This is a genomic window from Streptococcus sp. 27098_8_73, from assembly GCF_041432495.1.
Classification (GTDB): domain Bacteria; phylum Bacillota; class Bacilli; order Lactobacillales; family Streptococcaceae; genus Streptococcus.
Genome location: NZ_JAPVZT010000014.1, coordinates 49300 through 61095 on the forward strand (window position 1 = coordinate 49300; position 11796 = coordinate 61095).

The window sequence follows — 11796 nt, forward strand, 5'->3', positions numbered from 1 at the left end:
CCGATATTTTGATAATCCTATTCAAGAATCCTTGTAAAATATTGAACAGGTTATTATTTATAATATTTTTTGTATTTTTATGAAAATATATGAAAATGCATAGAAATTTTCCTATATTTTGTTTCAATAAGAATAAGAAAAATGCATAGAAATTTAAATTTTTCTAAAATAAGACTTGTATTTGTCTAGAAATGATGTATAATAATACATAATCTAAAGAAGGAGATTTGCTCATGAAAAAATCTAAATGGTTGGCTATTACTGGTTTGGTTGCAGCATCAGCGCTATTCTTAGCTGCTTGTGGCAAGCCAAGCACCAGCTCGGCAAAGACATATTCTTATGTCTATAATACAGATCCAGATACATTGGATTATGTAAATTCCAATCGTTCCTCCACTTCTGACGTTATTGCCAATTTGGTCGACGGTCTTTTAGAAAATGATCAATATGGGAATCTTATCCCTTCATTGGCTGAAGACTGGACTGTGTCTAAAGATGGCCTAACTTATACTTATAAGTTGCGTAAGGATGCTAAATGGTACACAGCAGAAGGTGAAGAATATGCTGCTGTCAAGGCACAAGACTTTGTAACAGGGCTCAAGCACGCTGCAGATGAAAAATCAGAAGCATTACCAATCGTGCAAAACTCTATCAAGGGATTAGATGCTTATATCAAAGGGGAAAGCAATGATTTCTCTACTGTCGGTGTCAAGGCAATCGATGACTATACAGTCCAATACACCCTGAATCAGCCAGAAAGCTACTGGAATTCTAAGACAACGATGGGCATTCTCTTCCCAATTAACGAAGAATTTCTGAAGAAAGAAGGCAAGGACTTTGGTACCGTGAAACCTTCCGGTATCCTCTACAATGGTCCATATGTATTAAAGTCATTTACTTCTAAGTCTGTTATCGAATATTCTAAAAACCAAAACTATTGGGACAAGGATAATGTGAAGATCGAAGATGTCAAGCTGACTTACTATGATGGTTCTGACCAGGAGTCATTGATCCGTAACTTTACTGATGGTGCTTACACACAAGCTCGTCTCTATCCGACTAGCTCAAACTATGCATCAGTAGAAAAGAAATACAAAGACAACATCATCTTTACTCCACAAAACTCAACTAGCTATTTCTATGCCTTTAACTTGAATCGTCAGGCTTATAGCCACACTTCTAAGACAGATGCCCAAAAAGCTGCCAGCAAAGAAGCAATTCAAAATAAGGACTTCCGCCAAGCAATCAACTTTGCTTTTGACCGTAAATCCTTTGGTGCCCAGATGAATGGTAATGAAGGAGCAACGAAGATCATCAGAAGCCTGCTTGTACCTCCTAGTTTTGTGCAAGTAGATGGCAAGGACTTCTCAGATATCGTTGAATCACAGTTAGCTTCTTATGGAGATGAATGGCAAGGTGTCAAATTAGCTGATGCCCAAGATAGCATCTACAACCCAGAAAAGGCCAAGGCAGAATTTGCTAAAGCTAAAGAAGCTTTGCAAGCACAGGGAGTTGAATTCCCAATTCATCTAGATGTACCAGTTGACCAAACTGATAAAATCATGGTGCAGCGGACCAACTCCTTCAAACAATCTGTTGAGGCAGCTCTAGGCCAAGAAAACGTTGTGATTGACGTGCATCAAATGTCATCAGACGATTTTGATAACTCTACTTACTTTGCAGAAACAGCTGCTCAAAAGGACTATGACCTCAATATGTCTGGTTGGTCAGCAGACTACCAAGACCCAGTGACTTATCTGAATATCTTTAACCCAGAGACAGGGGATATCTTGGACAATATTGGTCTGACAAAAGGTCAAAACCAAGATCTTGCTTCTAAGGTTGGTTTAACGGACTACAAAGCGCTTTTGGATCAGGCAGATGCAGAAAAGCAAGATACCAATGCTCGCTATACGAAGTATGCAGCAGCGCAGGCTTGGTTAACAGATAGTTCTATTGTGATCCCATCTATTTCTGCAGGTGCTTCACCAATGGTTCAAAAGGTTGTACCATTTACCAAAGCCTACTCTTATGTAGGTATCAAGGGTGATGTCTATGTATTTAAGGGAATGGAGCTTCAAGATAAAGTTCTGACAGTAGCTGATTATCAAAAAGCATTGGAAAAATGGGAAAAAGAAAAAGAAGAATCAAATAAAAAAGCCCAAGAAGAGCTAGCAGATCATATCGAAAAGAAATAAAATATATAAAGAGGCTGGGACAAAAGTCCTAGCCTCTCAATTGTCTTTGGATTGTCGAGCAAGACGCAGTGGCTGAGTGGGCTCTACTACGCTGATTTCATCATCTTTTACAGCCCTACTCAACTGTGCGGAGGTGGGACGACGAAATCGAATTCTAACGAATTACCGATTTCTGTCCCACTCTCTTTTAAAGTAGAAAATCCTATATTTCGTTTATTTTTTGAACTGTTGGATTTTTCCTCAGATAGAATAAGAAAAGGTCCGATTGTTTCGGACCTTTCGTTGCTTATTTTGGTGTGATGACTTCCAAACCGCCCATGTAAGGACGTAGAACTTCAGGAATGGTCACAGAACCATCTTCATTTTGGTAATTTTCTAAGATAGCAGCGACTGTGCGTCCAACAGCCAGTCCAGACCCGTTGAGAGTATGAAGGAGTTTGACCTTGCCATCTGCTTCGTCACGGTAGCGGATTTGTGCTCGACGAGCTTGGAAATCTTCTGTGTTAGAGCAGCTAGAGATTTCACGGTAGGTGTTCTGAGCTGGAATCCAGACTTCCAAGTCGTAGGTTTTAGCAGCTGAGAAGCCCATGTCGCCAGTAGAGAGAGCAACGACACGGTAAGGCAGATTGAGCTTTTGTAGGATGTTTTCTGCATTGGCAGTCATCTTTTCTAGCTCTTCATAAGATTCTTCTGGCTTGGCAAATTTGACCATTTCAACCTTGTGGAATTGGTGCAGGCGGATGAGACCGCGCGTGTCACGACCAGCAGAGCCAGCTTCAGAGCGGAATGATGGGCTCATAGCTGTGAAGTAGATTGGCAATTCTTTGCCATCTAAAATTTCATCTCGATAGTAGTTGGTCAGCGGAACTTCAGCAGTCGGAATCAGAACGAAGTTAGTATCACTTAGCTCAAAGGTATCTTCTTTGAACTTAGGATATTGTCCAGTACCAAACATAGAGTCATGGTTGACCATATAGGGAGTGATGACTTCTGTATAGCCTTCTTTGCCATGCTCATCCAGCATGAAGTTGTAGATAGCGCGTTCCAAACGAGCACCCAAGCCCTTGTAGAAGAGGAAGCGGGCTCCAGTAACTTTTGCGCCACGTTCCCAGTCCAGAATATCCAAGTCTTCGCCCAAATCCCAGTGCGCCTTAGCTTCAAAGTCAAATTGGCGAGGTGTACCCCAGCGGCGGACTTCTACATTGTCATCCTCGTCTGCCCCGACTGGTACGCTATCGTGCGGAATGTTTGGCAGGGTTGTAGTGAACTCGGTTAGTTTAGCATCCAATTCATCCAAAGTAGCATCCAAGTCCTTGACTTGGGCAGATAGTTTTTGCATGGCTGCAATCTTGTCATCTGCATTTTCTTTGTTGCGTTTAGCTTGGGCAATTTCAGCAGAAACGGTGTTGCGTTCGGCTTTGAGATTTTCTACTTTTACCAACAAATCACGTCTTTGCTCATCAATTTCCTTCATTTGATTGAGCACATCAGCTGCTACGCCACGGGTAGCTAATTTCTCTGCGACAGCATCAAAGTCTGTCCGAATACGTTTTAAATCTAACATAAAACCTCCAAAAAATAAAAGCACACCGAGGAAACTGTTGGAGCGGCTAGGCCGCGGTTCCATCCAACTTCACAGGTGTGCACTTGATTATGTATGTAGTTGTATTGCAACGGTAGAATTTCACACTAGGCTCCTATCTGCTCGCAGCACCCGCAGACTTTCTGAAAGAAGCGATAGTCTTACTTATCCGTTTCCTAGATTATACAGGATTTTCTATTTTTTTGCAAATAGATTTTTAAAGAATTGGCCAATTGTTTGGATCAAAGTAGGCAATTTGACAACTTTCTCATTTCCGATATGTTGCCGTGCAATTTTGAGAATCTTTCCAGTGTCCTTGGAGGCAAAGAGAAACTTACCCTTGTCTGTAAACACTTCAAAATGGCGACTGATATTTTTCCCAGAGACATTGGCACCGATCTGCTGGATGCTAGACCAAGGCAGCTGGATATAGTCTTCTACATTAGCGTCGGCGTAGAATTCCAGTGCGACATCACCGATCAAAAACTTCCCAACCTTGCCACCTAAACCCAGATAGGAAACCCCTGTCGTTTGAAATTCAATCGATTTATTTTGCGATTGCGCCATAGAACATCTCCCTTTTAAATACTATAGCTATTATACCATAATAAAAAGAAGGCCGAAACCTTCTTTTTTATTACATCAAACCAATAAGGCGAGCAACGATACCGACAACGAAAAGTCCGATGATGATTGTGATTGGAGAAACTTTCTTCTTAAGCAACCACATGCAGAGGAAGGTAAGGAGAAGTCCCATCAAACCTGGAATCAAAGAGTTAATTTGTCCTTGAAGGGTATTTGCTTTTTCAGGAGTCAAGCTCAATCCGCCTGCAACATCACCCAAGATTTTTTGAAGTTGCTCGCCAGTTACAGCACCTTTAGGGAAGTTGATGTAAGCTCCCTCAGAGAGTTTTGTAGATGGCAATTGAAGCGCGAAGCTAACGTTTACCCAGCGTGCTACCAAAACAGCCAAGATAAACATACCAAGGATTGAAGCACCTTTAGTGATGTCTTGAAGGATACCACCAGACATGTCTTTAGTGATTTCAGAACCAGCCTTGTAGCCCAATTCTTGAGTGTACCACAAGAAGGCCATACGGATTGCGTTCCAAAGAACGAAGAAGAGGAGTGGACCGATGATATTTCCTGACAGAGCAAGAGATGCACCGAGTGCTCCAAGGATCGGACGAACTGTGAACCAGAAGACAGGGTCACCGATACCAGCCAAAGGTCCCATCATACCGATTTTAACCCCTTGGATAGCTGCATCGTCAATTTCTGCACCGTTTGCTTTTTCTTCTTCAAGGGCGAGTGTTACACCGATGATTGGAGCAGCAACGTATGGGTGAGTATTGAAGAATTCCAAGTGACGCTCAAGAGCAGCAGCTTGATCTTCTTTTTTAGTGTAAAGTTTCTTGAGAGCTGGAATTAAAGAATAAGCCCAACCCAAGTTTTGCATACGTTCATAGTTCCAAGAACCTTGCAAGAAAGTAGAACGCCACCAAACTTTTTGACGGTCTGATTTAGATAATTGAATTTTTTCAGTCATGATATAGCAGCTCCTTTCTTAGTAGTCTTCTAGGATATCGCCGATTGGGTCGTTAGATGTAGCAGAACCGCCACCACCGTTTCCGCCTTTCTTAGAAAGGTTGAGGTAGATAAGGGCGATTGCTACACCGATAGCACCGAGGGCAATCAAAGTCAATTGGCTAACAGCAGCAAGAGCAAAACCGATAGCAAAGAATGGCCATACTTCGCGAGTTGCCATCATGTTGATAACCATAGCGTAACCAACGGCAACAACCATTCCCCCGCCGACAGCCATACCACCTGCCAACCAATCAGGCATCATAGCAAGCAATTTTTGCACTGCTTCTGCAGGGATAGCAAGAAGAAGGGCTGCAGGGATAGCGATACGAAGTCCTTGGAGAAGGAGAGCTACAAAGTGCGCGCGTTCAACGCTAGCAAAGTCGCCTTTTTTAGCAGCAGAGTCTGCAGCGTGAACCAAGGCAACAGAGATAGTACGTACAATCATAGTCAGGAAGAGACCAGCTACGGCAAGAGGAATCGCGATTGTAGTTGCAACTGTGATACCTTTGTCAGTGAAATCTCCACCTTGAACCATGATGATGGCAGCGGCAACTGAAGCCAAGGCAGCGTCAGGAGCAACGGCAGCACCGATGTTAGCCCAACCAAGAGCGATCATTTGAAGAGATCCGCCAAGGATAACACCAGCAGTTAAGTTACCAGTTACAAGACCGATCAAGGTACATGCAACCAATGGTTGGTGGAATTGGAATTGGTCCAAGATACCTTCAAGACCAGCTAGGAAGGCAACAAAGACTACTAAAACCATAGAAATAATAGACATGTTTTAAATCCTTTCATAATAATATGAGAGCGAAACGTTTTATATTATTGAACGTTGGCTTTGTTAATTAAGTCAAACAAATCTTTCTTAGAATCATTTGGTACTTTACGTACGTCGAATTCAACTCCGAGGTCACGCAATTTTTCGTAAGTTGCCACGTCGTCCTTGTCCATTGACAGAACGTTGTTGACCATTGTCTTACCAGTTGAGTGAGCCATTGAGCCGACGTTGAGGGTCTTGATTGGCACACCGCCTTCGATAGCGCGTAGGGCATCTTGCGGAGTTTCAAATAAGATAAGAGCGTGCGTATTACCAAAGCGTGGATCTTTTGAAACAGCAATCAGCTTATCAATTGGAACAACGTTTGCTTTAACATTACCAGGTGCAGCTTGTTTGATGAGCTCTTTACGAAGTTCATCTTTAGCTACAGAGTCAGAAGCAACGATGATACGGTCTGCTTTTGAATCTGGAGTCCAAGCTGTTGCAACTTGTCCGTGCAACAAACGTGTATCGATACGAGCAAGGTTGATTTTGAGCTTGCCGTCTCCGATAACAGTTCCTTCTGGGATAGCTGCTTGAGCAACTGGTTCAGCAGCAGGAGCAGCGCTTTCTAAGACTGGATTTAGCTCTTCTGGAAGTGCTTTGACACCTTCCTTAGCTTCCTTGATAATGTTTGCAACGACAGCATCTACGCCAGCGTTTGCATCCATCATGCGCTCTGTGTAGGCTTGAATTAGCATAGGCAGGTTCAAACCTGTAATAATCGCGAACTTGCGGTCTGGATTTTCACCCATGACACGGCTAGCTTGGTTAAATGGAGACCCACTCCAAAGGTCAGCCAAGACCAATACCTCATCGTTCGCATCAAACGAAGCCACAGCGTCATTGAATTTTGCATACAGATCATCAGGACCTTCGTTTGGCATGAAAGTTACAACTTGAACTTTTTCTTGCTCACCAAAAATCATAGAACCTGACTGATGAATGCCGGCAGCAAATTCACCGTGGCTGGCAATAATGATTCCAATACTCATTATTGTTTTTCCTCCTTATAAAATGTTTGACTTAAGTTTAAGAAAACTTTAAGGCTAACTATTATTATAAAACGTTTTCATGAAAAATGCAAGTACCTGAATCGAGGCGACAATTATTTTCAAATTCTATTTCTAGTGAAAAACGCTGTTATATCAGCCTTTTTTGATCTTTTCTTCTCACTAAATAATTAGATGAAGATTAGATCGCTAATGTAACTAGGTTAATATATGAAAGTGGATGAAAATTTCTATGAAAATGCTTATCTGATAAATTGATTAGAAAGTGAATTTATATAGGAAGAATTTATAGCTGAAGTCCAAGAAGTATTTTACAAATCATCTATTTTCTGCTATAATCTTTTTTAGAAAGAATTCTCATTGTCTACTTTTTAGCGAGTCTGGGTGGGTGGGAGCCAGATAGGGAAGCAGTGCAGATGGCGCTTTCGGTTAACATTTTTAAACGTAATGAAGTAATAAATTAGGGTGGAACCGCGTTTTGACGCCCCTAGGTCGCATAGCCTAGGACTGTCGGATGTGGTTCTTTTGCGTACTGAACCTATTGTTCGAAAGAAAGGAGATTCGTGGAGAACTTTTATCTTGTAAAAGACGAGAACCAATTCGCAGCTTTTCAAGATTTCGTCGCAAAGAATTCCGCAAAGTTGCAGGATTATCTAACATTTTTAAAAGACGAGTTTGCGGTTTATGACTTGCCGCAAGCCATCATTTGGTCCGATTTTGATTCTGCTACGCAGATCATTCGGGAAATTCCTGTACCAGCCTATACAAATGATAGGCGGATGGTTATGACTCCCGAATTGACGGTTTGGAAAGATTTGTATCTCCTTCAGTTGGAGAATTACGATACCTCTCACCAAACTCAAGCAATAGCAAACCACTATCAGTCTTTGTCTGAAAATTCTCTCTTGCAGATTGTGGGCCATGAGTTAGCTCATTGGTCGGAGCATTTTTTAGATGACTTTGATGGATACGGTGCCTATATCTGGTTTGAAGAAGGGATGGTTGAGTATATTAGCCGCAAGTATTTCTTTACAGATGAGGAATTTCGAGTGGAAAAAGCTTGTAATCAGTCTCTTGTTGAGCTCTTTCAGAAAAAGCACGGTTGGCACTCATTGAATGATTTCGGTACTTCGACTTATCAAGGGAATTATGCTAGTATTTTTTACGAATACTGGCGCAGTTTTTTGACAGTTGACAAGCTAGTAGAAAATCTAGGAAGTGTGCAAGCAGTCTTTGATTCTTATCATCGGTGGGCAAATACAGATAAGACAATTCCCTTGTTGGATTGGTTCATAGAACAGAAAATAATAGACAAAGAGATATAAACAAACAAAAGGAGTAACAAATGTCTAAGAAGTTAACATTTCAAGAAATTATTTTGACTTTACAGCAGTTCTGGAATGACCAAGGTTGTATGCTCATGCAGGCTTATGATAATGAGAAGGGGGCGGGAACGATGAGTCCCTATACCTTCCTGCGGGCTATTGGGCCAGAGCCGTGGAATGCGGCCTATGTAGAGCCGTCTCGCCGGCCAGCAGATGGGCGTTATGGAGAAAATCCGAACCGTCTTTATCAGCACCATCAATTTCAAGTGGTTATGAAGCCGTCTCCAAGCAATATCCAAGAACTTTACTTGCAGTCTTTGGAGCTCTTGGGCATCAATCCATTGGAGCATGACATCCGCTTTGTTGAGGATAACTGGGAAAATCCGTCAACTGGTTCAGCTGGTCTGGGCTGGGAAGTCTGGCTGGATGGTATGGAAATCACGCAGTTCACTTACTTCCAGCAGGTCGGAGGTCTGCCAACTCAACCGGTGACAGCTGAGGTGACTTATGGTCTGGAGCGTCTGGCTTCTTATATCCAAGAAGTGGACTCAGTTTACGACATTGAGTGGGCTGATGGTGTTAAGTACGGTGAAATTTTCACTCATCCTGAGTATGAGCATTCCAAATACAGTTTTGAGGTCAGCGACCAAGACTTGCTCTTGGGGAATTTTGAGAAGTTTGAAGCGGAAGCTAAGTGCTGTCTGGACGATCATCTGGTGCACCCGGCCTATGACTATGTTCTCAAATGCTCGCATACCTTTAACCTCTTGGATGCGCGTGGCGCTGTATCTGTGACAGAGCGGGCTGGTTATATCGCTCGTATTCGGAATTTAGCGCGTGTTGTGGCTAAGACCTTTGTGGCTGAGCGCAAGCGTCTGGGCTATCCGCTTTTGGATGCAGAGACTCGCGAGAAACTCTTGGCAGAGGAGGGAGAATAATCATGGTAAAAAATTTATTAGTTGAATTAGGCTTGGAGGAAATGCCAGCCTATGTCGTGACACCGAGCATGAAGCAGCTGCGCGACAAGATGGGAGCCTTCCTGAAAGACCATCGTCTGACCTTTGAGAAAATTGAAATGTTCTCCACACCTCGTCGTCTGGCGGTGCGCGTGGTTGGCTTGGCGGACAAGCAGTCTGATCTGACAGAAGATTTCAAAGGTCCTTCTAAGAAAATTGCTCTGGATGCAGATGGCAACTTTACCAAGGCTGCCGAAGGCTTTGTCCGTGGCAAGGGCTTGACGGTTGAGGACATTACTTTCCGCGAAATCAAAGGCGAAGAATATGTCTATGTGACCAAGGAAGAAATCGGCCGCCCAGTAGAGGAAATCATCCCAGCAGTAACAGAAGTTCTGCAAGCTTTGACCTTCCCTGTCAGCATGCACTGGGCTAATAACACCTTTGAATATATCCGTCCAGTACATACTTTGACTGTGCTCTTGGATGAGCAGGCCTTTGACTTGGATTTCTTGGACATCAAGAGCGGCCGTACTAGCCGTGGCCATCGTTTCTTGGGCAAAGAAACGCAGATTGCTTCAGCAGATTCCTATGAAGATGACTTACGGGCTCAGTTTGTCATTACCAATCCTCTTGAACGAGAAAAGATGATTATCGAGCAGATTCGGGCGTTAGAGCAGGAGCACGGGGTTTCTATCGAGATTGACGAAGACTTGCTCAATGAAGTTCTGAATCTGGTAGAATATCCAACTGCTTTCTTGGGTAATTTTGATGCTAAATACTTGGAGGTGCCTGAGGAAGTCTTAGTAACTTCCATGAAAGAGCACCAGCGTTACTTTGTTGTGCGCGATAGTGAAGGCAAGCTATTGCCGCACTTCATCTCTGTCCGCAACGGAAATGCAGAGCATCTGGAAAATGTCATTAAAGGAAATGAGAAAGTCTTGGTGGCTCGTCTGGAAGATGGGGAATTCTTCTGGCGGGAAGACCAAAAACTAGCTATTGCCGACTTGGTTGAAAAGCTGGGCAATGTGACCTTCCACGAAAAGATTGGCTCTCTGGCAGAGCACATGGAGCGGACTGGCAAGATTGCTGCTCTCTTGGCGCAAGAAGCAGGATTGGATGCTGATGAGACAGCCGACTTGGCTCGTGCAGCAGCTATTTATAAGTTTGACTTGCTAACTGGTATGGTTGGTGAGTTTGATGAGTTGCAAGGCATCATGGGTGAGAAGTATGCTCTTCTGGCTGGTGAGAATGCTGCGGTGGCAGCTGCCATTCGGGAGCACTATATGCCGACATCCGCCGATGGCGAATTGCCTGACACCAAGGTCGGTGCGGTCTTGGCACTGGCTGATAAGCTGGATACCATTCTGTCCTTCTTCTCAGTTGGCTTGATTCCAAGCGGTTCCAATGACCCTTATGCGCTGCGCCGTGCAACTCAGGGTGTTGTGCGTATCTTGGATAAGTTCGGCTGGAACATTGACTTGGCTCAGTTGGTTAGCCGACTTTACGAACTGAAATTTGATAGCCTAAGTTATGAAAATCAAGAGGCAGTGCTAGACTTCTTCCGTGCCCGCGTTGAGAAAATGATGGACCGTAGCATTCCGAAAGACATCGTGACGGCTGTTCTTCAAAGCACTCACTTTGTCGTACGCGATTTGGTAGAAACGGCTGGGCTTCTGGCAGAAAAAGCTCAGGAAGATAACTTCAAGTCAGCGGTGGAAAGCCTATCTCGGGTCTTCAATCTAGCTGAGAAAGCTCAAGGGCAGGCAGCTGTCAATCCAGCTCTCTTTGAAAATCAAGAGGAAAAAGACTTGGCTGCCGCTATTGAAGCTGTGGAGCTGACATCTAACTTGGCTGCCAATCTGGATCAACTCTTTGCTCTCAGTCCAGTTATCGATGCTTTCTTTGACCATACTATGGTCATGGCAGAAGATGAGGCTGTGCGTAACAACCGTCTAGCTCTCCTAGCTTCTTTGACAGACAAGGCTGGCCAGCTGGCCCAGTTTAATCAGATTAATACCAAATAAAAGGTAAGAGGGGTAGAATCATGGATCCTAAAAAAATTGAACGTATCAACGAACTGGCTAAAAAGAAAAAAACGGAAGGCTTAACGGCTGAGGAAAAAGTGGAACAGGCCAAGCTTCGTGAAGAGTACATCGAAGGCTACCGTCGTTCTGTTCGCCATCATATTGAAGGCATCAAGATTGTTGACGAGGATGGTAATGATGTAACGCCTGAAAAATTGCGCCAAGTTCAGCGCGAGAAAGGTCTTCATGGCCGTAGTCTAGATGATCCAAATTCATAACAACAAGAAA

Annotated in this window: 10 protein-coding genes; 5 read left to right on the forward strand and 5 right to left on the reverse strand. The window is 43.4% G+C overall.

Annotated elements, in window-relative coordinates; all coding sequences use genetic code 11:
- Positions 1 to 233 precede the first annotated feature (233 nt).
- Entirely contained in the window at positions 234 to 2198 is a 1965-nt protein-coding gene (locus tag O3651_RS09370) for a peptide ABC transporter substrate-binding protein (protein WP_371610250.1), read from the forward strand.
- A 286-nt stretch (positions 2199 to 2484) separates the two neighbouring features.
- Here O3651_RS09370 and serS read toward each other — a convergent pair whose 3' ends face one another.
- The 5 genes from serS to O3651_RS09395 form a co-directional block, all read right to left on the reverse strand.
- Positions 2485 to 3762, reverse strand: coding sequence for a serine--tRNA ligase (serS, locus tag O3651_RS09375; RefSeq protein WP_371610251.1), 1278 nt, complete (start codon positions 3760 to 3762; stop codon positions 2485 to 2487).
- Positions 3763 to 3975: 213 nt separating this feature from the next.
- Positions 3976 to 4347: a DUF956 family protein gene (locus O3651_RS09380; protein ID WP_148887451.1), complete on the reverse strand. Its 372-nt coding sequence runs from the start codon at positions 4345 to 4347 to the stop codon at positions 3976 to 3978.
- Between the two features lie 70 nt (positions 4348 to 4417).
- Positions 4418 to 5329: a PTS system mannose/fructose/sorbose family transporter subunit IID gene (locus O3651_RS09385; protein ID WP_045500727.1), complete on the reverse strand. Its 912-nt coding sequence runs from the start codon at positions 5327 to 5329 to the stop codon at positions 4418 to 4420.
- Between the two features lie 18 nt (positions 5330 to 5347).
- The gene (locus O3651_RS09390; RefSeq protein ID WP_005591779.1) at positions 5348 to 6151 is read right to left on the reverse strand and encodes a PTS mannose/fructose/sorbose transporter subunit IIC; all 804 of its coding nucleotides are present in this window, start codon (positions 6149 to 6151) and stop codon (positions 5348 to 5350) included.
- 44 nt (positions 6152 to 6195) lie between these two features.
- Positions 6196 to 7185 (reverse strand): PTS sugar transporter subunit IIB, encoded by a 990-nt coding sequence (locus O3651_RS09395; RefSeq protein WP_045500729.1) that lies wholly within the window; start codon positions 7183 to 7185, stop codon positions 6196 to 6198.
- A gap of 581 nt (positions 7186 to 7766) precedes the next feature.
- Here O3651_RS09395 and O3651_RS09400 point away from each other — a divergent pair.
- From O3651_RS09400 to O3651_RS09415, 4 genes are read left to right on the forward strand one after another with little or no spacing between them, the layout of a single operon-like run.
- Entirely contained in the window at positions 7767 to 8528 is a 762-nt protein-coding gene (locus O3651_RS09400; RefSeq protein WP_223367614.1) for an elongation factor Tu, read from the forward strand.
- A 20-nt stretch (positions 8529 to 8548) separates the two neighbouring features.
- On the forward strand, positions 8549 to 9466 hold the full coding sequence (gene glyQ, locus O3651_RS09405) for a glycine--tRNA ligase subunit alpha (RefSeq protein WP_371610252.1): 918 nt from the start codon (positions 8549 to 8551) through the stop codon (positions 9464 to 9466).
- A 2-nt stretch (positions 9467 to 9468) separates the two neighbouring features.
- Positions 9469 to 11508 carry a glycine--tRNA ligase subunit beta gene (gene glyS, locus O3651_RS09410; protein ID WP_371610253.1) on the forward strand — a complete coding sequence of 680 codons (2040 nt, stop codon included), beginning with the start codon at positions 9469 to 9471 and terminating at the stop codon, positions 11506 to 11508.
- A 20-nt stretch (positions 11509 to 11528) separates the two neighbouring features.
- Positions 11529 to 11786, forward strand: coding sequence for a DUF896 family protein (locus O3651_RS09415; RefSeq protein WP_039975732.1), 258 nt, complete (start codon positions 11529 to 11531; stop codon positions 11784 to 11786).
- The last annotated feature ends 10 nt before the right edge of the window (positions 11787 to 11796 follow it).

Coding starts and splice junctions, on each gene's coding strand:
- O3651_RS09370 (WP_371610250.1), top strand. CDS start 234: ATGAAAAAATCTAAATGGTTGGCTATTACTGGTTTGGTTGCAGCATCA.
- serS (WP_371610251.1), bottom strand. CDS start 3,762: ATGTTAGATTTAAAACGTATTCGGACAGACTTTGATGCTGTCGCAGAG.
- O3651_RS09380 (WP_148887451.1), bottom strand. CDS start 4,347: ATGGCGCAATCGCAAAATAAATCGATTGAATTTCAAACGACAGGGGTT.
- O3651_RS09385 (WP_045500727.1), bottom strand. CDS start 5,329: ATGACTGAAAAAATTCAATTATCTAAATCAGACCGTCAAAAAGTTTGG.
- O3651_RS09390 (WP_005591779.1), bottom strand. CDS start 6,151: ATGTCTATTATTTCTATGGTTTTAGTAGTCTTTGTTGCCTTCCTAGCT.
- O3651_RS09395 (WP_045500729.1), bottom strand. CDS start 7,185: ATGAGTATTGGAATCATTATTGCCAGCCACGGTGAATTTGCTGCCGGC.
- glyQ (WP_371610252.1), top strand. CDS start 8,549: ATGTCTAAGAAGTTAACATTTCAAGAAATTATTTTGACTTTACAGCAG.
- glyS (WP_371610253.1), top strand. CDS start 9,469: ATGGTAAAAAATTTATTAGTTGAATTAGGCTTGGAGGAAATGCCAGCC.
- O3651_RS09415 (WP_039975732.1), top strand. CDS start 11,529: ATGGATCCTAAAAAAATTGAACGTATCAACGAACTGGCTAAAAAGAAA.